The organism is Sphingomonas sp. CFBP9019 (assembly GCF_034045155.1).
Taxonomy (GTDB): domain Bacteria; phylum Pseudomonadota; class Alphaproteobacteria; order Sphingomonadales; family Sphingomonadaceae; genus Sphingomonas; species Sphingomonas aerolata.
Genome location: NZ_JAXCWK010000002.1, coordinates 35,544 through 59,876, shown reverse-complemented (window position 1 = coordinate 59,876; position 24,333 = coordinate 35,544). Strand labels below are relative to the sequence as shown.

At 63.3% G+C, this 24,333-nt stretch carries 19 protein-coding genes; 8 read left to right on the top strand and 11 right to left on the bottom strand.

What is annotated here, in order from left to right:
• Nucleotides 1-756 precede the first annotated feature (756 nt).
• From SOM18_RS04370 to SOM18_RS04340, 8 genes are all read right to left on the bottom strand, one after another.
• Nucleotides 757-1,041: a DUF3325 domain-containing protein gene (locus SOM18_RS04370; protein ID WP_320481367.1), complete on the bottom strand. Its 285-nt coding sequence runs from the start codon at nucleotides 1,039-1,041 to the stop codon at nucleotides 757-759.
• Nucleotides 1,038-2,633, bottom strand: coding sequence for a PepSY-associated TM helix domain-containing protein (locus tag SOM18_RS04365; protein ID WP_320481366.1), 1,596 nt, complete (start codon nucleotides 2,631-2,633; stop codon nucleotides 1,038-1,040). Before SOM18_RS04365 ends, SOM18_RS04370 begins: the two co-directional genes overlap by 4 nt.
• The gene (locus SOM18_RS04360; RefSeq protein WP_055875551.1) at nucleotides 2,630-2,944 is read right to left on the bottom strand and encodes a hypothetical protein; all 315 of its coding nucleotides are present in this window, start codon (nucleotides 2,942-2,944) and stop codon (nucleotides 2,630-2,632) included. Before SOM18_RS04360 ends, SOM18_RS04365 begins: the two co-directional genes overlap by 4 nt.
• Nucleotides 2,941-5,097, bottom strand: coding sequence for a TonB-dependent siderophore receptor (locus SOM18_RS04355; protein WP_320481365.1), 2,157 nt, complete (start codon nucleotides 5,095-5,097; stop codon nucleotides 2,941-2,943). Before SOM18_RS04355 ends, SOM18_RS04360 begins: the two co-directional genes overlap by 4 nt.
• Before the next feature lie 444 nt (nucleotides 5,098-5,541).
• Entirely contained in the window at nucleotides 5,542-6,078 is a 537-nt protein-coding gene (locus SOM18_RS19405; RefSeq protein ID WP_414712098.1) for a J domain-containing protein, read from the bottom strand.
• Nucleotides 6,079-6,446: 368 nt separating this feature from the next.
• The gene (locus SOM18_RS04350; protein WP_320481513.1) at nucleotides 6,447-8,273 is read right to left on the bottom strand and encodes a DUF885 domain-containing protein; all 1,827 of its coding nucleotides are present in this window, start codon (nucleotides 8,271-8,273) and stop codon (nucleotides 6,447-6,449) included.
• 440 nt (nucleotides 8,274-8,713) lie between these two features.
• Nucleotides 8,714-9,133 carry an acyltransferase gene (locus SOM18_RS04345; protein WP_320481364.1) on the bottom strand — a complete coding sequence of 140 codons (420 nt, stop codon included), beginning with the start codon at nucleotides 9,131-9,133 and terminating at the stop codon, nucleotides 8,714-8,716.
• 87 nt (nucleotides 9,134-9,220) lie between these two features.
• Nucleotides 9,221-12,109, bottom strand: a complete 2,889-nt coding sequence (locus tag SOM18_RS04340; protein ID WP_320481363.1) for a TonB-dependent receptor plug domain-containing protein — start codon at nucleotides 12,107-12,109, stop codon at nucleotides 9,221-9,223.
• Between the two features lie 171 nt (nucleotides 12,110-12,280).
• Between SOM18_RS04340 and SOM18_RS04335 the strand changes: the two genes are divergently transcribed.
• From SOM18_RS04335 to SOM18_RS04325, 3 genes are read left to right on the top strand one after another with little or no spacing between them, the layout of a single operon-like run.
• Nucleotides 12,281-13,558 (top strand): extracellular solute-binding protein, encoded by a 1,278-nt coding sequence (locus SOM18_RS04335; protein ID WP_320481362.1) that lies wholly within the window; start codon nucleotides 12,281-12,283, stop codon nucleotides 13,556-13,558.
• Nucleotides 13,555-14,436, top strand: coding sequence for a carbohydrate ABC transporter permease (locus SOM18_RS04330; protein WP_252574809.1), 882 nt, complete (start codon nucleotides 13,555-13,557; stop codon nucleotides 14,434-14,436). The genes SOM18_RS04335 and SOM18_RS04330 overlap by 4 nt, the downstream gene beginning before the upstream one ends.
• Nucleotides 14,427-15,278, top strand: coding sequence for a carbohydrate ABC transporter permease (locus tag SOM18_RS04325; protein ID WP_234422797.1), 852 nt, complete (start codon nucleotides 14,427-14,429; stop codon nucleotides 15,276-15,278). Before SOM18_RS04330 ends, SOM18_RS04325 begins: the two co-directional genes overlap by 10 nt.
• Here the strand turns inward: SOM18_RS04325 and SOM18_RS04320 are convergent.
• Nucleotides 15,239-16,348 (bottom strand): ABC transporter ATP-binding protein, encoded by a 1,110-nt coding sequence (locus SOM18_RS04320; RefSeq protein WP_320481360.1) that lies wholly within the window; start codon nucleotides 16,346-16,348, stop codon nucleotides 15,239-15,241. The two genes, SOM18_RS04325 and SOM18_RS04320, sit on opposite strands and share 40 nt — an antisense overlap.
• A gap of 247 nt (nucleotides 16,349-16,595) precedes the next feature.
• Here SOM18_RS04320 and SOM18_RS04315 point away from each other — a divergent pair, with 247 nt between their 5' ends.
• Entirely contained in the window at nucleotides 16,596-17,228 is a 633-nt protein-coding gene (locus SOM18_RS04315) for a tyrosine-type recombinase/integrase (protein ID WP_320481359.1), read from the top strand.
• A 105-nt stretch (nucleotides 17,229-17,333) separates the two neighbouring features.
• Here SOM18_RS04315 and SOM18_RS04310 read toward each other — a convergent pair whose 3' ends face one another.
• A complete protein-coding gene (locus SOM18_RS04310) occupies nucleotides 17,334-18,497 on the bottom strand; it encodes a glycerophosphodiester phosphodiesterase family protein (protein ID WP_320481358.1) in 1,164 nt (387 codons plus the stop codon).
• Nucleotides 18,498-18,907: 410 nt separating this feature from the next.
• On the opposite strand from SOM18_RS04310, the gene SOM18_RS04305 reads away from it, so the two are divergent.
• From SOM18_RS04305 to SOM18_RS04290, 4 genes are all read left to right on the top strand, one after another.
• The gene (locus SOM18_RS04305) at nucleotides 18,908-21,070 is read left to right on the top strand and encodes a hypothetical protein (RefSeq protein WP_320481357.1); all 2,163 of its coding nucleotides are present in this window, start codon (nucleotides 18,908-18,910) and stop codon (nucleotides 21,068-21,070) included.
• A 233-nt stretch (nucleotides 21,071-21,303) separates the two neighbouring features.
• A complete protein-coding gene (locus SOM18_RS04300) occupies nucleotides 21,304-21,819 on the top strand; it encodes a DUF2975 domain-containing protein (RefSeq protein WP_320481356.1) in 516 nt (171 codons plus the stop codon).
• Complete coding sequence (locus SOM18_RS04295; RefSeq protein WP_320481355.1) at nucleotides 21,819-22,031, top strand: helix-turn-helix transcriptional regulator; 213 nt, start codon at nucleotides 21,819-21,821, stop codon at nucleotides 22,029-22,031. Before SOM18_RS04300 ends, SOM18_RS04295 begins: the two co-directional genes overlap by 1 nt.
• Before the next feature lie 94 nt (nucleotides 22,032-22,125).
• Nucleotides 22,126-22,827, top strand: coding sequence for a hypothetical protein (locus SOM18_RS04290; protein ID WP_320481354.1), 702 nt, complete (start codon nucleotides 22,126-22,128; stop codon nucleotides 22,825-22,827).
• Nucleotides 22,828-23,172: 345 nt separating this feature from the next.
• Here the strand turns inward: SOM18_RS04290 and SOM18_RS04285 are convergent, their stop codons facing one another.
• Nucleotides 23,173-24,195, bottom strand: coding sequence for an IS110 family transposase (locus tag SOM18_RS04285; protein WP_320481353.1), 1,023 nt, complete (start codon nucleotides 24,193-24,195; stop codon nucleotides 23,173-23,175).
• Between the last annotated feature and the right edge of the window lie 138 nt (nucleotides 24,196-24,333).

Sequence of the window (24,333 nt, the reverse complement as noted above, 5' to 3'; positions counted from 1 at the left end):
ACAGGCGGTTGGAAGCGCTCACCGATGAGAATCCCTTGTTTGGCCGTCTGACCTCAGTTGGTCAGAGGTTTTGATCTGGAACACACTGCCCGCTCGTTGCGCAACAGCGTCACCACTTTAATGGGCGACATACGAGGTCGTCGTGATGCGATGCACGGTCTGTGCAACGCCGTCCGGAAGTCAAATCGGGCCATTTTCCTTGGCGGTCGCGACCCGGGGTTGGCCTCCCGGCTAAGCGATACCTGTTTCGATCATACCCGCGGCATCGGCCGTAAGCTCGATCTTCGAATGATCGGGCACGTCCAGCGCGACGGTGGCGCCGAGCATCGGCTTGTCAGCGCGAGAAAGTACAATACGCCATCCGTTCGCGGTGCCTGGCGGGCCTTCAAACGGCAGCTTCGCCTGCGCCTCGAAACAGCCGACGCGCGGAAAAGACCACGCCCTCCTTCTTCCTGTCCTGCTCCCAAAGCGCGAACACCGAATTGTCCCACGCACGCACGTCGCCTGCCGGCAGGTTCGTTTCAAGCAAGCCGGTGCGGCGCGTTAGGGCGGCATTCGGCTGAGCCTGTTTCCGTGGAGCTTTTAGCTTGCCGAACTCGAGGTCGCCGCCGACCGGCCTCGGTTTGCTCAGTTCCGCCAGAGCAATCCGCGCGGGGCTGGCACCATCGCGCTCGATCTAGACCTCATGCGCATGTACGACTGCAGGGATGTAGAGGATGATTGCTGCGCAAGGGAAAACCCCTGAGCTACGGTTTTTCAGGATCGCGCATTGGCGCGAGCGGGAACGAAATTGAGCGCGAGGAAGGCGATCCCGGCGCCGGCCATGATCGCGCCTGCCCAAAGGATCGGTCCAAAGATCCATCCTCGGGCAAGAAGCGCGGGCGCGACGCTCACGACCAGCGAAAGCCAGCCGCCGGTCCGCAACATTTTACACCGCGCTGCCTGCGGACATGCCCCGAACCGACGGCGATGACGCGCGTCGGTCGCCAGGCCAAGCAGGAAGAACGCGGCGCTGGCGAGCAGAAGTGACAGGACGCTCATTCCGCGGGCTCCGGAACCCTGGAGGCGGTGGCGGCTTCAGCCCTGCGAACGCGCTTTGCAGCGGGGCGATGGTGCGCGACGCGGCGGGCAAGCAGTAGAAACCCTATCCCGAAGACCAAGATCGCCGCATCGATGCCAGCGATCATCAGGTCGCCTATCGCCAGCGACGCGAACAACCCGCGATCGGTCGCGACGACGTCGTACATTGGCAACGCAACGAGCAGCACCCCGGTCACCGCGAATAGCGAATGCCAAACGCGCGCCGGCCTGACGACGAAGGCCGTCAGCGCCGCGGCAGCCCAAGCGATGAACAGCATGTGCATCTCCCAATCGGCGCGTCCGCGAAGTGCTACCGGGAGTAGGCGGTTGGCCCAGAAAAAGCACGTGATCCCGAGGGGGAAACCGCCCATCACCGCGACGTTGAGCCGCTCGACGAGGCGGAACCCGAGATGCGGCCGGGTCGGATCGGGCAGGCGCTCGCGACGCTTGACGGTCCATAGCACGAGACCGCTCGCGACCATCAGCGTGCCCGCGATCCCGCACAGGAAGTAGAGCCAGCGGCCGCCGTCGCCTGCAAACCGTCCGGCGTGGAGCCCGATCATCGCGCCCGCGGTCTCGGCAGCGGCGCCCGGTGGCGGCGAACGCCAGACGAGGCGCCCGGTCACGCCGTCATAGGTCAGTCGCGGCGTCCGCGAGGACAGCATCGAATTGGCGCTCTGGCTGATCGTGACCCGTGCAGCGGCGTCGCCGGGATCGCTGACCTCGATGAAACTGGCGGGCGCGCCGAGTCGGCGTTCGGCGTCGGTCGCGATCCGTCGCAGATCGATCAACGGCGTGGGACGGCCGGTCCGCTCGACCACGTTGGCGGCCGGGAACAGCGCGGCGAACAGGGTATTCTGATCATTATAATTGGCGACGACCGCCCACGGCATCAGCAGCGTCATCAACGTGACCAGCCCGGTATAGGTGATCATCAGGTGGAACGGCAGCGCCAGCACCGCGGTCGCATTGTGACCGTCGAGCCAGGATCGCTGGCCCTTGGCGCGTCGCAGCGTGAAGAAGTCCTTGAAGATCTTCTTGTGCGTGACGATCCCGCTGACGATCGCCACCAGCATCATCATGGTCGCGAACCCGACCAGCCACCGCGCCCAGATCACCGGCATGTAGTGGAGATCGAAGTGGAACCGGTAGAAGAACTCCCCGCCCCGCGTCTCGCGCGCCTGCGCGACCTGTCCGTCGGCACCGATCAGTGCCTGCGTGTCGCCGCGCCCTCGCCTGCCTCGCCTGCCACGTTCTTCGCCGGGCTTGGGTTGCGGCACCCAGAAGACTTGCGCACCGGGCGATCGTTCCGTCGCTACCGGGATAATCCAGCTCTTCGCATCGGGCGCTTTGCGAGCAAGGAACGCTTGCGACCCTGCCAGCACGCGCATCGGCTGTTCGACGCGCGCGATCTCGGGCCGCATCCAGCGGTTAAGCCCCTCGCGCCAGAACGCGATCGTGCCGGCGACAAAGACGAGGAACAGGATCCAGCCAAGCAGCAATCCGGACCAGGTGTGCAGGAACGCCTGCGACTGACGGAAGCCCTTGCTCATACCCGCCCCGTCGCGCCGATCGATATCCACGTGATTGCGGCCGCAACCGCCGCTGCGAGGCCGAGTGTCCAGATCGCGCGCCAACCGCTACGGGCCGCGAACGCCCACATCGCCGCAAGCGCGCACAAGGCGAGCGCGATCAGCGCGGCGGTGACGGTCGCCTCGGCACGATCCCCCGGCAGCAGCCGCGCAAGCGCCATCGCCCACAGGCTCGCAGTTGCATAAGCGAGCGGCACGGAGGCGACGACGCGCAGCGCGATGTCGCCGCGCCGCGCCCAGCGCGCACGGGCATGCGCATCGCCCGCCGTCATTCGAAGCTGTACCGAAGCGTCGCGAACGCGGTGCGCGGGCTGCCGTAGTAGTTGCCGCGGCCGGTGGCGGCGATGCGCGCGTAATAGCTCTTGTCGAGTACGTTCGCGACGTTGACCGAGACACCCACCCGCTCGTTGAACTTATAGCCTGCGCGCAGGTCAAGCACTGCATAGCTTGGCTGGCGGACGATGGTGGACCGGGTGCGCAGCGTACCGTCGGCGTTGAACACCGGCGCATTGCCGCCATAGGTCGAACTGAACCACGTTACGCTACCGCCAAGGCTCGCGCCTGCCAGTGGCCCATCGACCGGGGCGTAGTTGGTGAACGCCTTGATCATGTGCTTGGGCACGATCGGCACGAGCGGCAGCCCCTCGAACGCGGTGGTCTGGTCCTCCAGATACTTGGTCTTGGTGTAGGTATAGCCGCCATTGATCCGCCAGCCGGGCAGGATCTCGCCGGTCGCCTCGGCCTCGATACCGCGCGAGCGGACCTTGCCGGTCTGAAGCACGACGGTCTGAATGTCGGGATCGTTGAACAACCGGTTGGTCTGTGTGATCTGGTACGCCGCCGCGGACAGCAGCAGGCGATCGTTCATCAGCGAAAGCTTGGTGCCTGCCTCATATTGCGCTCCGACCAGCGGCTCGATCTGCTGCCCGTCGGGACGTGCCCGGCCGACCGGTGCCGCCTGCGGCGTGAAGCTGTCGGCATAGCTCGCATAGAGATTGAGCTGCGACGTTACGTCCCAGACAATACCGGCATAGGGCGTGAAGCGGTTGTCGATCCCGTAGCGGGTCGACGGTGGCAAGACACCGCTTGGTGTCAGCAACGTGGTCGTCGTGGTATCCCACCATGTCACGCGCCCGCCACCGATGAGCGTCAGGCCGGCGAGCGGGCTCAGCCGCATCTGCCCGTAGATGCCGTACTGCTCGACGTCGGTCGAGGAACCGCCGTAGGCCTGCAGCACGCAATTGGCGGGCGCGGGTGTGATCGTGGTGCTGGAACTGGGACAGGTCGCTCCCGTCCCCTGCACCGGATAATAGGGCGAGGCGCCATACGGGTTCAGGGGCGGCTCGAACGGCGACACCGGGTTGTACACGTCGATCCGCGCATAATTGGACAACCGCGTGAAATACGACGTGCCCGAACTTGCCTGATAATCGGTGCCGAGGATCAGCGTCTGGTCGCGCCCGAACAGCGGGAAGCTGCCAATGCCGTTGAAATCGAACGAGCGCGTCTGCTGCTTGCTGTCGCCGCGATAGGCGATGTGGCTGGTCGAGCCATTGGTCGCGGTGACCGGCTGGTTGCCGATATAGCTGTAGATGTCGACGCGATCGACGTCGGTGAACAGGCCGGTCGCGCGCAACGTCCAGCGATCGCTGATCTTGTGCGCGAGTTCGGCGAACCCGGTCCAGGTCTCGGCGTTGAACCGGTTCCAGTCGGCACCGAGATAGGTCGATCGCTTCACGTCGAGCAACTTGCCGTCGCTGCCGTCCGCGCTGCCGATGATGCCCGGCAGGCCCGACTGCACCGCCGGGCGGAAGCGATCGTAATAGCCGCCGACGGTCAGCGTTGTGCGCTCGCCGATCTCGAGCGAACCGACCGCGAACCCGCCAATGCGGTTGCGGTGCGCGGTTGCGAAGAACTGATCCTGGTCCTGTGCCATCGCACCGAACCGCAACCCCGCCTTGGTGCCGATTGGCGTCGAGACGTCGAGCTCGAAGCGTAGATTGTCGTAGCTGCCGGCACCGGCGCTAGCCTGCATCTTGAACGCGTCGAGCGGTCGCTTGCGCACCATGTTGATGCTGCCCGCCGGATTGCCCGACCCGCTGAACAGGCCAGCTGGGCCGCGCAACACTTCCAGCCGATCGTAGAAGAACAGGTCCGGCACGGCGGACGGGAAGTTGAACGCAAAACTCGGGACGCCGTCAATCAGGTAATTAGTGATCGCGAACCCGCGCGAAAAGAACGAAGGATCCTCGCTGCCGACGCCATTGACGGTGATGCCATTGGTCGCGGTCAGAGCGTCTTCCAGCGTGAACAGGTTCTGCGCCTCGATCTGATCGCGATCGATCACGGTAATGGTGTTCGGCGTGTCCTTGAGCGGCGTCAGGGTCTTGCCGACCGCACGACCATAGCTTTTGCCGATGACCATGATTTCGTCGGACTTCTGCGCATCGTCCGATCCGGTGGACGTTTCTACGGTCGTTGGCTCCTCAGCTGGAGCTGGCAAAGGTGTCCCGACAAACGCTGCGCTCGCCAGCAATACACTCGAAAAACTCATACCGACCCCCCGTTGACGGGAGGCCTCTATGCGCATTGCTGTTGCGAGTCACTATCAATCTAACGGTTTTGTCATAATTAGGAAGAGATGAGTATCGTACGATGGGTGCGACTGGACGCCCGTGGCGTGAAATATTGTGCAGCGTGGGCATCACCGACCAGCTATCTTGATACGCATTGGAGAGCAGCTAGACCCAGAAGCAGACGTCCCCGCCCCCTGCCCAGCTTCCCAACTACCGCCGCTCGTTCATCTCCGCGTTACGACTGCTTTTGGCGGCTAACCCTGCGAATTCGAATGTCGCGGTTGGGCGATAGTTTAGGATGCAGGCTGTCCGAGTCCGGGTTTTGTGCCCGATGAGCTTTGGACGCCATTTGCAGGAGGTTCAGGCACGGGATGAGGGGCGACGCTACGTCGAACCGTAGGTGCCAATCCAGATTCCTCATTCCACAGAACCAGGATTGTAGCGATCGGTGCGGCGGTGAGGATCAGCAGGAAAAGGCCCATCAGCCATTCGTTGGTCTCTAGCGGCTGCGAGAAGCTACCGCTGGGCTGCATCGACGGGCTAGGTCGCATCGGGCGCCTGCCGGCTTTCCTGGGGTGAAACGGACGGTCCCCAGTCGCTCGGTGGGCAGACGGCCTGATCTGCGAGCGATCGTAGGCGGCGCGTGATTCCTTCTTTCCCAAAACGGAATACGCCTCGTTGATCGCTTTCGCACGAGCAGAAACATCCGCACCATGATTGGCATCGGGGTGATATTGACGGAGCAGCGCTTTCCACGCGGCGTGGATAGTTTCTCGACTTGCCGTCGAGGGCACCCCTAGGACAGAATAATAGTCGGGTGAGAGAGCCATCTAGCCGTTACTTGCGGCTAAAACGCGAAAAAGGAAAGTCCGCCCGTCGCGTGATCTTAACTTCGTCTTCTCAGAGATCCAAAGGGTGGCTTTAGGGGCCAACAGTCGGATGGAAGCGACATTCAAGCAGCGCCCGCCGCTCCCCCAGACGGTCGCTCATTCATCTTCGTCCCGCTCAGCTCAACGGCCACCAGTCACTGTGCCCTGTTCCAAATTCCGGATTCGGACGGGACAAAATCTCAACGGTGTCGACTGGTTTACCAAGGGGCTGACTGCATAGAACTTACGCTTCGAGACCGTGCCGCCGTCCCTGCGGATTCAATACGGGCAAGCCTGTTTAGCCGTCAGGGCACGTCGAGCCCGCTTGGCTATCGGGCGGCCGCTCGCTTCGCCGCACCGCCGCCAGCAGCGATCCACTTGTCGATCTTAGCCTCTAGCACCGGCATCGGCAGCGCTCCGGTATCAAGCACCTGCGCATGAAAATCGCGCGGATCGAACTTCGGGCCAAGCATCGCCCGCGCCTTTGCCTTGGTCCCCGCGATCGTCAGCTGGCCGATCTTGTAGGCGAGCGCCTGTCCCGGAATAGCGATGTAGCGCTCGACCTCAGCAGTCGCATCGGTGCGCGCCATCGGCGAGTTGGCGAGCATGTAGTCGATCGCCTGGTCGCGCGTCCAACCCTTGGCGTGGATCCCGCTGTCGACCACCAGCCGCATCGCGCGCAGCATTTCGTCGTTCAGCCCGCCCATCCGCTCATACGGATCGGTCTCCATGCCGAGCTCCTTCCACAGGCTTTCGGCATAGAGCGCCCAACCCTCGACATAGGCGGTGTTGCCACCGAACCGCATGAACGCGGGCAGCGCGGTGTTTTCCTGCGCAGGGCTGATCTGGAAATGATGCCCCGGTACGCCCTCGTGGAGGAACAGCGTTTCCATTTCCCACGTGTACCGCGAGGGCAGGTCGTAGGTGTTGTAGTAGAACACGCCCGGTCGCGACCCGTCGGGCGTGCCCCCGTTGTACGATCCGGCCGCCTCGGTCTTTTCCTTGAACGCCGGGACCGGGCGGATATCCAGTGTCGTCTTCGGCGTCAGCGAGAATTGCTCGGGGATTAGTTTGGAGATACGCGCCTCGATTGCCCGGTAACCGTCGCGCAACTGGTCCACCGAGCTCGGCTGGAATTGCTTGTCGGTGCGTAGGAAGGCGAAGAACGTCGGCAGGTCGCCCTTGAACCCGACCGCCTGTTTCTGCGCTTCCATGCCCTTCAGGATTCGCGCGACCTCGGTTAGGCCGAGCTGATGAACCTGCTCCGCGGTCATTGGCAGCGTCGTGTTTTGCCGGATCAGAAAAGTATAATAGGCGTCGCCGCCGGGCAGGGAGGATAGACCTACCGTGTCGCGCGCGGCAGGCAGATAGACGTTAACGAGGAAATCGCGCATCTGCCGATGCGCAGGTATGATCACGTCGCGAATCTGCGCGCCATAGGCCGCCTTCAGACGCGCCTGGTCCGCTGCGGGGATCGTTGCCGGAAACGTCTTCACTGGGCCGTAGAAGGTCGAGCCCTCGACCCCTTCCGCGATGAGGTTGTCGAACTCCTGGATCATGTTGGTGACGACCAGTTTAGGCTGGACGATCTTGTCCTTCATCCCCTGCCGGAACAGTCCGATCGCGCGGTCGAGGACAACGGCATATTTCGCGTTGCGCTTCAGATTGTTCTCATAGTCGGCGAGCGTCTTGAACGGCGCGGCGCCGTTGCCCGACGCGAAATCAGGATAGAAGGTCTGAAACCCGTTCATATGGTCGATCGGCAGGTCGCGCTGCACCTTCAAGAGCGCGGGCGCAAAACCGGCGAGATCAGTCTCGTTTCGCGTCTTGAAGACGTCATAGGCGATCTGATCTGTCGGGGTCAGCTTGGTACGATCGATTGTGTTCAGGGTCGCGAGGTCATGCTCCACTGCCGCGCGCTCGGCCGCGAGATACGCATCGGTCAGATAGTCGCCAAACCGGTCGGCGTAGCGCAGGTCGCCACGGAAAACCGCCTCGATGGGATGACGCTTCAAGCTCGACTCATCGCTGTTGTAGAACAGCTGCTTCAAACGCGCGTCGTCTGCGCTCTCACCCGGCTGCACGACCGGCGCGGGTACCGCCTGCCCCCTCGCCGCGGCAGTCGCCAGCGTGGTGGACAGTAGAGCCGCTAGCATCAGTTTGACGGACAATATGCGGCTCCTTGGGTTGCGACGGTGCGAGGGTTAGGATGCGGCCATGGTTCCCGCAAGCGAACGAGGGTTAACGCGCGCCTTCAAGTCAAAATGAGCGACTGGAGGTCGGATTATCTCGCTTAACGTCGGGTCGGCAGCGAGGTCATCAAGGCAGGTTCTGCAACGAGAATAGCCGGGGAAGGCTCAGGCCGGCATTTTGGTCCACTATCTCTTCGGACCGCTACTTTGAGAACGTCAACCTGCTCAGATCATAGAGAATTGCGAACAGGACCCAAAAATGGCCCCTCAGGGCCCCATAGCCTCGCCCCAACTCCGGCCGTCCGTTCATTTGGCGATACGCCTTTTTTTCGGCGCCTCGTACGAGAGCTTCGATCAGATGGAACGTAGAGAGGTGGTCTTGACGACGCGATCGTGATTAGCCGTCACTCGAACTCAAGGTCTTTGATACGCACGGCATATGGTGGACAGTAAAGTCCATGTGCTTCGGTAGATTTTGCAACCACCGAACCGGCGTTGATGACGCACCCCTCTCGCACGATAACGCCTGGGTAGATGGTAACGTTGGCGCCTACCCAGCAACCGCGCTCAATCAGGACAGGTCTGAGGCGATCGCCGTCCACGCCCCGCCGCCAGACCGAGCGAGTGATGTGATGGGTCAGCGAGATGATCGTGCACCGGTAGCTGATCCGCACCGCCTCGCCGATCTCGACGCCACCGCCGGCATCGATCAGTCCTTCCGGGCCGACGAACGCACCCTTGCGCAGCGTCAGGCGATGCGGATCGATAACCGTGCAGCTCGGATCGATAAAGGCCCCTTCCTCTATCGTGATGAGGTGCAGCATGTCTTTTGTCAGCACGGGCGTCTTTTCTCAGTTCTACAATCCGCCGTCCGTCGTCGAGGCGTCCCTCGCGGTCAACTCGCTACCGCCTCAGTACCTGACCTTCGCCCCCGCGTAAAAATACCGACCGACAGGCGAGATCGGCACGTTGGTCTCGAAGCCGATGTCGGGCTTCTGATCGGCGAGGTTGTTGACCCCGCCATAGAATGAGAACCGCGCGTCGATCGCAACCTCCGCCTGCACGTCGTGCTGCCACAGCTCCTTGTACCGGAAATAGCGCGGATCGACGAGGCTTGGGTTCGCATCGGTATCGACCTTCGCGAACCGGCGGACGCCGTCCTGCCAGCGCAGGTTGTAGCTCAGCGTCAGCGCCCCCGCGGTCCAGCTCGGCGAGAAGGTGAGGGTATATTTTGGACGGAACGGCTGATCGACATTGTCCTCGGTGATGGCGCCCGGCGTGGCGACCTGTTCGAGCTTGTCGAGATAGCCGCCGACTAGCCGGATATCGAACGCGCCTGCTCGCGCCGTCCGGAAGCGATAGGCAATGTTGAGTTCGGCGCCGGCGGTGCGGAACGCCGCTACGTTCTGCGGCTGGACAACATAGCCATTGATGAACCCGGTGCCGCGCTCGCGGCTGATCGCGTTGCAATAGGCGTTGTCGAGCGTCGGCTGGTCGACGCACAGCGACGCGATCGTGTTCGCATCGGGCGTGTTGATCGCGTCGCGCAGCCGGATATCGTACCAGTCGAGCCCGATCGACAACCCCGCAATTGGCCGTACCACGACGCCTGCAGTCCAGGTACGGGCGACTTCGGCGCGCAGATCCGGATTGCCCTGCTGCGTGCCGGGGATGAAGATCGTCGCGTTCGGGTTGTTCTGCGCGGTGAAGGTGGTGGGATTGCCCCCTGCGCCGGTGATCAGCGTCTGGCAGTTCGCGGTGCGGAACTGCGTCCCGAGCGTGCGGTTGCCGAGGTAGCAGGGATCGGAGAAGAAGTTGCTGCTGCCGGTCTGCGGACGGAATATTTCGCCGATGTTGGGCGCGCGGACCGAGCGGCCGTAGGAGCCGCGGAAGCTGATCTCGCGGATCGGCGCGTAGATGCCGTTGAACTGGTACGCACGGGTCGAGCCGACCGTCGAATAATACGAATAGCGTCCCGCGGCACCGACCGAGAGCAGGCTGGCGAACGGTACGTCTTTCAGGATCGGCGCGTTCAATTCGCCGAATGCTTCCCAGACATCGAAATGGCCGCTCGACGGGGTCGGCAGGATGTATTCGTCATACTGGTAGAACAGATTGTCGGTGATCGCCTGCGCCGGACGGAAGCTGCTCGACTCGCGGCGATATTCGCCACCGACAGCAAACGCGACCGGGCCACCGGGCAGTGTAAAAAACTGTCCGAAGTCGCCGTTCAGCGAGGCGTTAGCGACGTGCTGAGTCAGTCGCGCATTGCTGGCCGGGTTGCTAAGGAAATAGCCGAACGAGGCCGGGTCCACGGTGCTGCCGCCGAACGTATTGACCGGGACGCAGCCGGCCGCGCGGGCGTCGGCCGAACGGCAGACGATCGTTCCCCCCGGCGCGCGCACCGCATCGAGCGCGTTCAGGAAGCGATCGTTGAGACGGTCGTTGAGCTTGGTCGCGCGGACGTCGGTCTGGCCGTAGGTGTAGGAGACGTCGTAGCTGGCGTGCTCCGATATGCGACCGGTGACGTCGACGACGCCGCGATAGGTGCGCCGGCGGTCTTCCTCGCCACGCCGCGGGATGTCGAAATTGTTGCGGTTGACATCGACCGAGCCGAGCCCGGCAGCTCTCGCGGCCGCCAGGATGCTTGCCGGGATATACGGATTGTCGAGCGCGATGGTCGCCGGATAATTGCCGCCATAACCGCCGAAGCTGGTCACGGTCGACTGGACGAACTTGCCCTCAAGGCTGATCTTGAACGCGTCCGAGGCGTCGTAGTGCGTCAACGCGTTGACCGCATGGCGCCGGGTGCGCGGGAAGATATCGCCGATATACCCAGCGACGGGCGTATCGTCGCCGCCGATCGAATACCCGTCGTTCTGCAGGAAGCGCCCGGGCGTGTAGAGCCCGCCGTCGCCGCGGAACGTCTGGTCGCCGATATACACGATGCCCTGGTTCGAACTGTACGGATAGCGCAGGTCGCCGATCGGTCCGATCTTGTAGCGCCCAGCGCGCGTCGGGTCGTAATTGTCGAGGTTGACGAAATACTGGCGGTCGCCCTGTGCGAGAGACCGACGATCGTCGTTCGCGAGCGGCTGGTCGGCGTTATACTCGTACGCGAGCGTCAAATTGCCGCGGCCGTCGGCGAAGTTGCGGCCTGCGATCAGCGAGGCAAAGCGGTTGGCGGCGTCGCCACGCTCGGAGATACCAAACTGGCTGCGGGCCGCGACGCCATCGAAGTCGCGCTTTAGCACGAAGTTGACGACGCCCGAGACGCCATCCGCGCCGTACACAGCCGACGCCGCGCCCGTGAGCACATCGACTCGCTCGATCAGGTCGGTGGGGATCGCATTGATGTCCACAGCAGCGGTGTCAGGCTGGCCGGCGACATGGCGGCGGCCGTTGACGAGCACCAGCGTCCGGTTGGGGCCAAGCCCCCGCAAGTCGAGCAAGTTGAGCCCGACCTGCCCGAAGCTGCCGTCCGCCTGCGCGTTGCCCGCCGTCCGCGTGCTGTCCCGCGAATTAGTGAGCGCCGGCACGCGCTGGAGAAAGGTCGTGACGTTGGTGTTGCCCGACTGCTGGAGGTCGGCCGCGCTGAACGAGACGATCGGGTTGGGCGCCGCGTAATCGGGGCGGGCGATGCGCGAACCGGTCACGACGATCTCACTTGCTGCTTCGGGGGCCGGGGCCGGGTCCGGCGCGGGCGCATCGGTGGCCGGTGAAGTGATCTGTGCCTGTACCGACGTTGCCGCAAGCATCGCGACGCCAGACAACAGATGACGGCGGCGAAGGATACGCATGACTTCTCTCCCTGTTCGCCGGCATTGGCCCCCGCCAGCGTCTCCCCCGGCTTAAGCTCATCGGCCGCCACGGGGCAAGCATGTCGCCCGTGCAATCCCCACCAAGGCATTAACCTAACGCAATATTTCGCTGGTTGTCGCCTCCCGCAGAGGGTGGCGTGGAACGCCGCGATGCGCCACGATCCGGCGATGGGGGCACAGCCGCACGACTGGACTCGACGAAGCGCGCTCGGGCTTCTGCCGACGCTCGGCCTCGCGGCTTGTGCCCGATCGCGCGCCCGCGAACCGCTGAAATTCTGGGCGATGAGCTACGAGGGCGATTATTCGCCGATGCTGATGCCCGCCTTCACCGCCGCGACCGGGATCCCGGTCGACATACAATCGCTGCCTGCGACCGCAGCACACGAAAAGCTGCTGACCGCGCAGGCTGGCGGCGCCATGCCCGACGTGCTGATGCTGTATACCGGCTGGGTCCAGGAATTCGCCACGATCGGTGCAATCGCCCCCGTCCCGTCGCCGGCCATGGTCGCCGATCTGTTCCCCGGGGTGCTCGACGCGACCCGTGTCGGCGGGCGCGACTTCGCCGTGCCGTGGTCGGTCGCGCCTCAGGTCCAGTTCTACCGACGAGATATCCTCGCCAAGGCTGGCTATGCCGCGCCTGCCGAAGACTGGGACGGCTGGCTCCGCATGGGTCATGCCATCAAGCGACAGCGGCCGGACGACTTCGTGTTCATGCTTCTGCTCAACTGGCCTGACATGCTCATCACGATGCTCGGCCAGACCGGCGCGACGCTGCTGCGCGACCATGATACGCGCGGCAATTTCCAGACGCCGGAGGCTCGTGCCGCGTTCGCCTATTACGCGCGTATATTTGCCGAAGGGCTCGCGCCAAAAGCGCTCTCGACCGAGATTCAGGATCCGGTCGCGGCGTTCGCGCAAGGCTATTTCGCGATCTGGCCGACCGGGCCGACGACGATGCTCGACCTCCATCGACGTGCCGCGGAGATCCCCGCCGAGCGCTGGGCGACGGCGCGGCTCGCGGGTCCGCACGGCGTCGGCGCAGTGTCGGGGCTGAGCACCAGCCTGTGCGTGTCCGCGTCGACACCGCGCCCGGCCGAAGCTTGGGCCCTGGTCCGCCACCTCAGTTCACCGGCGAGCGAACTCCGCTACCAGACCATGATCGGCAATCTCCCGGCCCGGCTTAGTGCGTGGACGTCGCCGCAACTCCGCGCGCCGATACTCGCGCCGTTCAAGGCACAGATGCGCTTCCCTGCCACCGCACCGAAGGTGATCGAATGGGAGCGGATCAAACTCGAAATCCAGTTCGCCGCCGAACGCGTCGTTCGAAACGTCCAGACGATTCCGCAGGCGCTCGCCGGGCTCGACACGCGCGTCGACCAGTTGCTCGCCAAGCGCCGCGCGCTGGTCGAGGCGGGCACGCTGGCATGACCCGCCAGGAACGGGCCGCCTGGCTCTTCTCCGCACCGGTCCTCGTGATCATCGCATTGGTCTTCGTCCTGCCGACCGCACTGGCGATGGCGTTGTCGGTCACCGATTACTCGATCTACGCGCTCGCCGACTGGGCGAACCTGCGCTTCGTCGGGCTCGGCAATTTCATCGACCTGTTCTCGACGCCGCTGTTCTGGCGCGCGATCGGCAATACCGCGCTGTTCGCCCTGCTCGGCGTGCCGATGGCGATCGGTGCGTCGCTCGCCGTCGCGCTGCTGCTCAACGACGCGACGGTGCGGTGGAAGCCGCTGTGGCGCGTGCTGCTGTTCGCGCCCTACGTCACCAGCATCGTCGCGACCGCGGTGGTATGGCGCTTCCTGTTCAACGAACGCTCGGGGCTGATCAACCGCGCACTCGCGACAATTGGGGCAGCGCCGGTCGACTGGCTGGGCAACCCGCACACCTCGATTCCCGCGATCCTCATCTTCGTCACGTGGAAGATCTTTGGCTATAACATGATCGTCTTCACCGCCGCGCTGTCTGCAGTGCCGCAGGACCTGATGGAAGCCGCGCGGCTTGACGGCGCCGGTCGCTGGGGCCGCTTCCGCCACGTCACCCTCCCTGCGATCGGCCCGACGTTGCTGCTCGCCGCGGTGATGAGCGTCGCGGGCTTTCTCCAGATCTTCGCCGAGCCCTATGTCATGACTCTCGGCGGCCCTGCGCAAAGCACCACGACGATCCTGTATTTCATGTTCGACGAAGGCTTCAAATGGTGGAATCTCGGCCAGGCCAGCGCAGTCGCGTTCGTCCTGTTCCTGATGATCCTCGCGCTGACGATGGTGCAGACGCGGATCGGGAGGCGCTACGAATGGCTCTGATAAAACCGCGTGCGTTCCTCGCCAATGCGGCGGTGGTGCTGCTGACCGCGCTGACGATCGCGCCACTGCTCTACATGGTGATCGTCTCGTTCATGCCGCGCGGCGAGTCGAGCAACCTCCCCACGCCGCTCTGGCCATCGCGCTGGTCGCTGGAGAATTACCACGAGCTGCTCGTCCGGCGGCTGATCGATGACGCGTGGTTCGACTACCGGATCGTCCCCGCACTGTTCAACAGCGTCGCCATCGCCACGATCTCGACGCTGCTCGGCCTGCTGCTCACGGTCCCCGCGGGCTATGCGTTCGCTAAACTCCGCTTCCGCGGACGAGAACGGCTACTGAAGATCCTGATCGCATCGCTGGTCGTACCGGGCCAGGTTGCGATGCTGCCGCTGTTCCTGATCTTCAAGCGGCTCGGGCTCGTCAACAGCTATGCCGGCGTGATCCTGCCAAGCCTCGCAGGCATCTTCGCGATCCTGTTCGTGCGGCAGGCGACGCTGGCGATCCCCGACGAGATGATCGACGCGGCGCGGATCGACGGCGCGAGCGAGGCGCGGATCTTCGTCACGATCGTCCTTCCGCTGCTCACCCCGATCGTCGTCACGCTGGCGCTATTCATGTTCCTAGGCTCGTGGAACGACTTCCTCTGGCCGCTGATCGTGCTGGCCGACCAGCATCTCTACACGCTGCCGGTCGCGGTCGCGGCGATCGCACGCGAGCATTCGGCGGATGGCGAGCTGATGATGGCCGCCGCGGTCGTCACGACAATGCCCGTGCTGCTGCTCTTCCTGGCGATGCAGCGTTATTACCTGACCGGGCTGCTCGGAGGCAGCGTGAAGGGATAGGCGCGGCCATCGGCGCCGAACACATGCGCGGCATCGGGCGCAACGCCGACCCGCAGGGCTTCGCCAAGCGTGATCGAGCGGTCCCCCGGCAATTGCGCGACGATCGTATCCGCCGCGCCGCGCGCGCCGAGATGCGCGAACGACAACGGCCCGAGCCGCTCGAATAGCTCGACCGCGCCAACGAACGGCCCCGCGTCGTCGACATACAGATGTTCGGGGCGAACGCCGAGCGTGACCGGCGAACCTACCGCATCCGCCGGGACGATCGCGCCGGTCCTTACCGTCTCGCCGCCTGCCAGCCTTACCGTCGTCCCGTCAGCATCGACCGACGCGATCGTCGCCGCCAGCAGGTTCATCCCGGGCGAGCCGATCGCCGCGGCGACCGCCAGGCTCGCCGGTCGGCGGTACACTTCGATGGGCGGCCCGACCTGCTCGACACGCCCCTCGCTCATTACGACGATGCGGTTGGCGAGCGTCATCGCCTCGAGTTGATCGTGCGTCACGTAGATCATCGTAGCGCCAAGCTGTTGATGCAGCCGCGCAAATTCGTGCCGCATCCGCGCGCGCAGGTTGGCATCGAGGTTCGACAACGGCTCGTCGAGCAACAATACCTTCGGTCGACGCACGACTGCGCGCGCGATTGATACCCGCTGACGCTGCCCACCCGACAAGGCTCGCGGCCGCCGGTCGAGCAGATCCGACAGATCGAGCATCGCCGCGACCTCCGCGACGCGCTCGGTAATCTCGCGCTTGGCGACTTTTGCGACCTTCAACGGAAACGCGATGTTCTCCGCGACTGTGAGATGCGGGTACAGCGCGTAGGACTGGAACACCATCGCCAGCCCGCGATCCGACGGCGCCGCATCGGTCACATCGCGTCCGCCGATCGCCACCCTTCCGGTGCTTGGGACCTCAAGCCCGGCGATCATCCGCAACAATGTCGACTTGCCGCAACCCGACGGCCCGACGAGGACGACGAACTCGCCGTCGGCAATCGTCAGGTCGGTCGGCAGGAGCACTATGGTGTCGCCGAAGCTCTTTGAAAGTCCGCTGATTTTGACGCTCGCCACCGCATGTCCTTTACTTATCACACGTTGGGTAGCGGCTGACACGACAGCGGGCAAAGCCATCGTACCTTGCAACCAAGCCGCTACGCGCTGACGAGGACCCACTTCCGGCCGCAGCGACTGCGCGGCGCCGCCCGAAACCGACAGCTCGTTCAGCATCATCGACGGCTGATCAACCACATTTCTAAACCGACGGTTTACTGCGCATGCGTATACTCGATTGACCGATGTGGGCCGATGGAGATGATCGATGGGTCACTCGTCAATGGACCCCGCCTTTCACGAACTTCGTCCCTGGAACGAAGGACGGCTGATTGGTGCGAAGCGGGCGCTAAAACAGCAACAGGTCTGGGCCATTCGCTTCTGGCTTGACCAGCAGAGGCGACTGCGCGACCGAGCGCTGTTCGACTTCGCCATCGACAGCAAGCTGCGCGGCTGTGACGTGGTCAGGGTGCGGATCGGCGATGTAGTTTCCGGCGGGCGCGTCCGTGACCGCGCCGTCGTGGTTCAGCAAAAAACCAAACGACCGGTTCAGTTCGAGATAATGGACACGGCGCGAAAGACGATGCGGGCATGGTTGGAGCGACGTGGGGGGACACTGAACGACTTCGTTTTCCCGAGCCGCAACGATTACATGGACCACATGAGCACGCGGCAATATGCCCGCCTTGTGCGCGACTGGGTGGTCGGCATCGGCCTTCCAGCGCAGGATTATGGGACGCATTCGCTACGGCGCACGAAAGCGTTGATCATCTACAAGGCGACTGGTAACCTCCGCGCTGTTCAGATCCTTCTCGGCCATGCCAAGATCGACAGCACGGTGCGCTACTTGGGCGTTGACGTGGAGGGCGCTTTGGAATTGGCCGAACGCACCGAGATCTGAGAGACCCATTTCCGGTCATTGACGCCGCCCCGAGCGCATCTCAACTTCCGACATTCGTTAATCTTGATCGGACGACAGGTAAGATGCCGGGCCTTTAACGCTGAACTACGATAGTCGGTGGAAAGCCGTCCGACCGCTTTTGAAGATGCTGAGGCAAATCACCGATGTCGTACACGCTGCCGCCTTTAAGGGGTGAACCGAGTATCTGAAGGTGGACAGCGTTCCCAAAGCCCGATCCGTAGGCTTGAGACAAAGCCTAACTGCCAGCGAAGATCGGCCGGCCGGCGATCGCGGCCAGCGCCGCAATGCCGCAGGACCGACCTTCTCGATGTCGTCGGTCATAATGCTGCCCTCATACCGGTCGGGAATGGCATCGAGTTGAACGGTATCGGTAATGCCGGGATCGCCGCTTGTGCTGCCGAGCGGCCCCGCTACCATGACCTCGGCATCCGCATCTCGCATTCGCTGGAGGAAGCGGTTCGGCCACCCCCAGAAGGCCCAGCGCAAGTTGACGGGAACGCCAATCGTGCCATGGCGACAGCTCTCAGGCACGTAACCGCTCCAGCCAACCGCGAGGTATCCAAAGGAACATGCCTTCGTGCGATCGACTGATAACACCTTGGTAGTTGGAGCAAGGGCTCCGACCCGATCAAGAACCCTATCGCTGGCCACAATGCCTATTCGCTTGCCCGTCTCATCGCCTTTTGCCTTGAGGTACTTGACGAGTTGATCGGCTTCGGCTGGGTCGTTGCTCTTGATATTGATCAGAAAACGCCTGTCCGGAAACTCGGCCAGCACCTCATGGAGAGTCTTCATCTGCCCCACGAATTTACCTCGAAATGGGTAGGTCCTACCGCCGTCCGTCGTGTAGCCATAGCCAAGATCGAGCGTGCGAAGGTACTTCATGCTCAACTCGCGTGTCACGCCCTTGCCGTTCGTACGGCATTCCACCGACCAGTCATGGAATACGGCGAACTCGCCATCCGTGGTGGGATGAACATCAAGTTCGATCTGATCCGCGCCTAGATGGAAGCTCGCACGCATCGACGCCATAGTGTTTTCTATGAACGGATTGGTGGGCGGACGCATCCGAATGGCAGTACAATCACTCTGCTTCAGATTTGTTCGGTCGAACGTCTGATGTACGCCACGGTGGGCAAGGATGTTAGGTCGCCCTACTGGTGCAGCCGCAAGCCAAGATGCGTTCAACAAATAGATGCCGACCAGTCCGATTCCGGCCACTATCCCTGTGAACCGCCACTTTTTCATCCACGCCTCCACTCATCTCAGCGTCCGCTATCAGGCATGCTAGAGACGTCTTCGAACGGCGACAATTGCGTCAGCCGACTGGCAGCTTTCCGGCCGAGACGACCTACATACGTCCGTTCGCGATCGACCATACCGTGCCCGAAAGCGGACGGACATTAATCCGGCGATACGAACCAGTTCACAGAGTTTTCGAACCATAAACCAGCACCTGAATCGAGTGTAGCGTTTCTGGCCGATATGTGAGACGACTAGACTATCCGTCCCGATCCTGCTTCGCTAACTTGGACACATCGGAGAGGTGTGACCGCGTGAAACTCGTTATCCCGCTGCTCGGACTCGCGGCAGCTTCGCTCGCTGCTGCTCCCACTTTGCCTGTTCCCTCCCCACTGCCGTACCAATGGAACAATGTCGTGATCGGCGGCGGCGGGTTCTCGCCTGCCATCGTGTTCAGCGTCGCAGAAAGGAACCTCGCATATTTGCGTACCGATGTGGGTGGCGCCTATCGCTGGGATGCCCTGACGCAGCGCTGGATTGCGCTTCAGGACGGCCAAGCGCAGAACAGCTACATGGGCGTCGAAAGCATCGCGCCGGACCCGGTGGACCCAAACATCATTTACATCGCCGCGGGCATGTACTTCGGCCAGCCTGCGGCGATCATGCGGAGCGCCGATCGCGGCACTTCCTGGCAGGTAACGCCGGTTCCCTTCAGCATGGGCGGCAACGAGGACGGTCGCGGTCTGGGCGAGCGCCTCGCGATCGACCCGGATCGGCGGACGCACCTGTTCTTCGGATCGCGGCACGACGGTCTTTGGGACAGTGAGGACAGCGGCCGGACGTGGCACAAGGTCGAGCGGTTCCCGTGGAAGGGGCTTGGCCGTCCCGCCGCGAACCACACCCATGGCGGCGTCTCCTTCGTGGTCTTCGGCCCGCCGGGCGAAACTGCCCTTGGCCGGTCGCGCGCCATGTATGCCGGCGTCGCAGACGCAACGGTGCAACACCTGTACCGCTCGACCGACGCCGGTCGAAGCTGGAGCGCCGTCACCGGAGGTCCGGCCTCGACCATGCTGCCCGTCAAGGCGGCAGTAGACCAACAGGGCATGCTTTACATCGATTACTGCTCCGACATCGGTCCGAACGGGATCGCACTAGGTGAGGTTTGGAAGCTCGACCCGAGGCCGGGCGGATGGACGAACATCACGCCTGCGCGCGGTGACGAGGCCGAGGGCGGCTACATGGGGCTCAGCCTCGATCGGCTGCAACCCGGCCGGCTGGCGGTGTCGACGGTCGATCGCTGGAACCATCGCGATACCGTCTGGCTGTCGTCCGACGGGGGCGCGCACTGGACGAGCCTGCGGGAGCGGAGTTCACGCGATCTCTCGTCGGCGCCTTGGCTACGGCTCGACAAGGGCGGGTTTGGCGGCTGGATCGCGGGTCTGGCGTTCGATCCGTTCGACGGTGCCACGCTTGCCTATGCCACGGGGCTGACGGTGTTCCGAACCAAGCAAGCGGACAAGGCCGACATGGTTTGGCGGCCCTGGGTCACCGGGATCGAAGAGGCGGTGCCGCTCAGCCTCGTCAGTCCGCCCGAGGGACCCCACTTGATCTCCGGCATCGGCGACACGCACGGCTTCGTCCACGATCGGCTCGACCGCGCGCCGGAGCGGGCCTTCGCCGATCCCGACCTGCCGCAGACTAACAATGTCGATTATGCCGGCGTGGCGCCCAAGATCATCGTTCGGAGCGCATCAGGCTATTCCCCCGATCCTGAGGGGGCGTCGCTCGGCTGGTCGGAGGATGGAGGCCGCAGCTGGCATAAGATGCTGGCGTCGCCGATCGCGATCGGGTCCGCCGCGCCACGGCGGATCGACGCCGATGGCCAGGCACCGATCACTGTTTCGGCGGATGGGAGCACCTTCCTGGTGTCTGGGCTAGTGACGCTCGCCACGGCCGATAGGGGGCGGATCTGGTGGCGACCCAAGGGTTTACCGGAACGCACCTATGCGGTCGCCGACAAGGTCGACCCCCTTGCCTGGTACGCAATCGACTATGCTGGCGCGCGTATCTTCCTCAGTCGTGACGGGGCGAAGACGTTCACGCAGGCGCCCGCGCAGGGACTCCCGGCCGGCATTGCCAGCTCGCGCCCGGCGGCACGGGAGTTTCAACCAATGGCGGCGGCAACGCCGGGGACGGCTGGCGAGCTCTGGCTGATCCTAGGCGGCCGCTTCTTCCACACCAGCGACGGTGCCCGCACGTTCGTTGCGTCCACGCCAGTCGATCCGGTGTTGCGTGACATGTATTTCGTGAGCTTCGGTCTCGGCAAGGCGGCGCCCGACGGGCACGTGCCGACTCTCTACGCCTTCGGGGTCACGAAGACGTTTGGCGGGCTGTGGCGCTCGACCGACGCGGGCGCGCGCTGGTTCCGGATCAACGACGACGCGCACCAATGGGGTCTTAGATACCGAGTCATCACGGGCGATCCTCGCCTCTTCGGCCGCGTCTACTTGGCGACCGATGGCCGGGGCATCTTCTACGGAGATCCTTTGCCGCAGCCCGTGGGTGCCGGTGTGCATTGACCCAATTGCGGACGTTCGAGTGCCCTTCCCCGCTCCCCAACTGCAGACATTCGTTCATCCCCGCGCTGACCTGCCCGCTTGCGAGCTTCGGACGCCCATTCATATCGAACTAACGCCGTTATCGGAGGGGCTGGAACAGCAGCCGACGTTGATAGAAGCCAATCAAGCAGCCATCTTTCGTCCTTGACCTTATCGATAATCGATGCACATTGTTTATCGATAAGGAGTCGAAGATGCAGGACAAGGGACTGCGGATAATCAGTGGCGTGTTGCGCTTCGCCAATGGCGCCAATTGGCTCGCTGCGATCGGTTTTGCCGCAGCGGTTGCCCTGTCTTTCGTCTTCGGTGATGTGATCGCCGGACACCTGTCCACCAAATACCCGAACAGCAACATAGTGGGTATTATCGTCATACTGCGCATCATGGCGGTGCTCGGCATCATCGCAGCTGTGGCAGTGCATCAAATCTTCACGCGCCTGCTGGCGATGGTCAGCACGGTGCGCACAGGCGATCCATTCGTCGCTCTCAACGCGGATCGACTAACCAGGATCGGCTGGGCGTTGCTGACACTGCAACTGCTCGACCTGGCCATGGGGCTCATCATCTTGGCGCTCGATCGGATGGGTGCCGACCACGCAACCTGGACGCCAGCCTTCACTGGCTGGATCGCCGTCATCATGGTGTTCGCGCTTGCTCGCGTTTTCCGGGTTGGGACGGCTATGCGCGACGACCTGGCGCTGACCGTCTGATGCCGGTAATCGTCAAGCTGGACGAGATGCTGGCCGCGCGAGGCATGACCCTGACCAGCCTGTCGCAGGCGATCGACATCACTATGGCTAACCTGTCCATCCTGAAGACGGGCAAAGCCAAGGCGATCCGCTTTTCGACGCTCGAGGCGATCTGCCTGGCGCTCGATTGTCAGCCCGGCGACATCCTGAGTTTCACGTCAGAGGGGGAGTGAAATGACTGACGGGCATAAGAAGCCACGTGGGACCCTGGCAGGGTTACGGGATGTCGGGCGGGCGGCGTACGAGACGTACAGGTTTGGCGGCACCATGGTTCTGGCAGCGCCGTTGCTGCTGCTCATCGCGGTATTGCCAGAGTTCCTGCAGCATGCCGCCGAAATCCATATCGGCATGTTCGAGTCCATGAGCCGTTTTCGCGCTCTCTCGTCGAGCCCGCTGCGCTGGAGCTTCGGCTACCTGAAAGTAGCCGGCTTCACGATTACGATACTTGCGACGGCCCGCTATTGGGCTGTCGGGTCCATACGTCGAACGCTGATGGTGCCGCCTGCAGCCCTGGCCCGCGTGATTGCTGGGCTCCTGATCGGATTTGCAGTCGCGTCACCTTTCGCCTGGCTTAAGACCCAGGGCCTTGCCCCCGCAATTAACATTCCGCTTCAGATCCTCTCGGCAGTGATCCAGGGAGGGTTCCTCGTCTATGTGGTGGGTGCGTTGCTAGAAGAAGCAGCCGTTACGCCGAAACGGGCCATGACATCGCTCCTGCCGGCAGCTGTCGTCCTCATCCTTCTCGCAGCCCTCGCGTTCGCGCCCTCGCAGGCGTTGCACATGGCAAATCATAAGCTGGCGATGGGGCAGCCAGCGGCAGTCGTATGGATTCTAATGATCTTCGATGCGCTATGGGTCGGCTTGTTCGCAGGGCTAGTTGGCTCAGCGCTATTTGTTGGCGTCAGAACTGGCCTGACTTGGCGGGGTTGGACGGTGTCACCGGATACCCTTTGCCGGAGCCGTCCATGATGGGTTGCTTAATAGCCGTGGCACTTTGAACCGACCTCAGTGGTCGAGACGTTTGATCTCCTCAAGGCTACAGCGACCCATGTGTGGACGGCTCTCCGTTGGCAAGCTTGAACAGTAGCGTTGCAATGCTGGTTGGTGCGGCCATGTGTCCGACCTGTTAGTGCGGCTCATAGCGCCGCTGGCCATAATGCCATTCGCGCGGTTCGGGTCCCGATCACAAACACGCACTCGAGGTGCTTGGGTCTTTGTGGGTTTTCCCGATCCGGCGGTTCAACCGGCTTGTTGCATTAGCTCCTATCCGCCCTTCCCAACCTCGTCCGGTGCGGTCGTCCGCACCGTATCCTGTTACGCGATCTGCGGCTCGCGATAACGCTCGCCGCTGGCCATCATCGCCCAGATCATGCGGGCGTTCTTGTTAGCGAGCGCGACCGCGGCGACCTTGGTCTTCCGCCTGGCAAGCAGTTGCACAAGCCAGGGCCGCTTAGCCCCGTTCCGTTCGGCATAGCGCACGACTGCCATAGCGCCGACGATCAGCATCTGACGCAGGTATTGGTGGCCCGCCTTCGTGATGCTGCCCAGCCGCTCCTTTCCGCCGCTCGAGTTCTGCCGCGGCACGAGGCCTATCCAGGCAGCCAGGTTGCGGCCCGAGCGGAAGATCGCGGGGTCAGGAACCGTGGCGACGATGGCGCTGGCGAGCAGTGGACCCACGCCGGGTATCTCCATCAGTCGGCGACCAAGCTCGGTCTCGCGTGCGCTCGCCAGGATGCGACGATCGTTCTCGAGGATCTGCTCCTTTACGATGCGCAACTGGGCTGCCAGCATCTCCAGGCAGAACCGCGCATCGGCCGGTACGCGTTCATCGGTAGGATCAGCGATTACGTCGAGGAGCTGCTCGATGCCGTTTCTGCCAATCGGCGCTGCAATCCCGAACTCGGCCAAGTGCGCCCGCATCGCGTTCGACAGCTGCGTGCGCTGGCGGTTGAGGATCAGGCGGACACGATGGAGCATCATCGCGCTCTGCTGCTCGGGCGACTTGATCCCGACGAAGCGCATGGTCGGCCGGGTCACGGCCTCGCAGATCGCCTCGGCATCAGCCGCGTCGTTCTTGCCTCGCTTGACGTACGGCTTCACATACTGCGCCGGCATCAGCTTCACGTCATGCCCGAGCGCGACCAGCTCGCGCGCCCAGAAGTGTGATGTCGCACACGCCTCAATGCCGATCAGACACCGGGGGAGCTTGGCGAAAAACTTCAACATCCGCCCACGCGTCAGACGCTGGCGAACAACCGCTGCGCCATCAGCATCCACTCCGTGCACCTGAAACACGTTCTTCGCGATATCCAGACCGATCGTTGTGACGTTTCCCATCGTGGCTCTACTTCGACTCTCCGCAGAACATTCTGCTGGAGGGTTGGAGAGCCGTCCACGTCATCACAATCGGACGTTTAGGAGGCCTCGCCCCTTTTCCAACTTCGGACACTCATTCATCTTTAGATGATAGTGCAT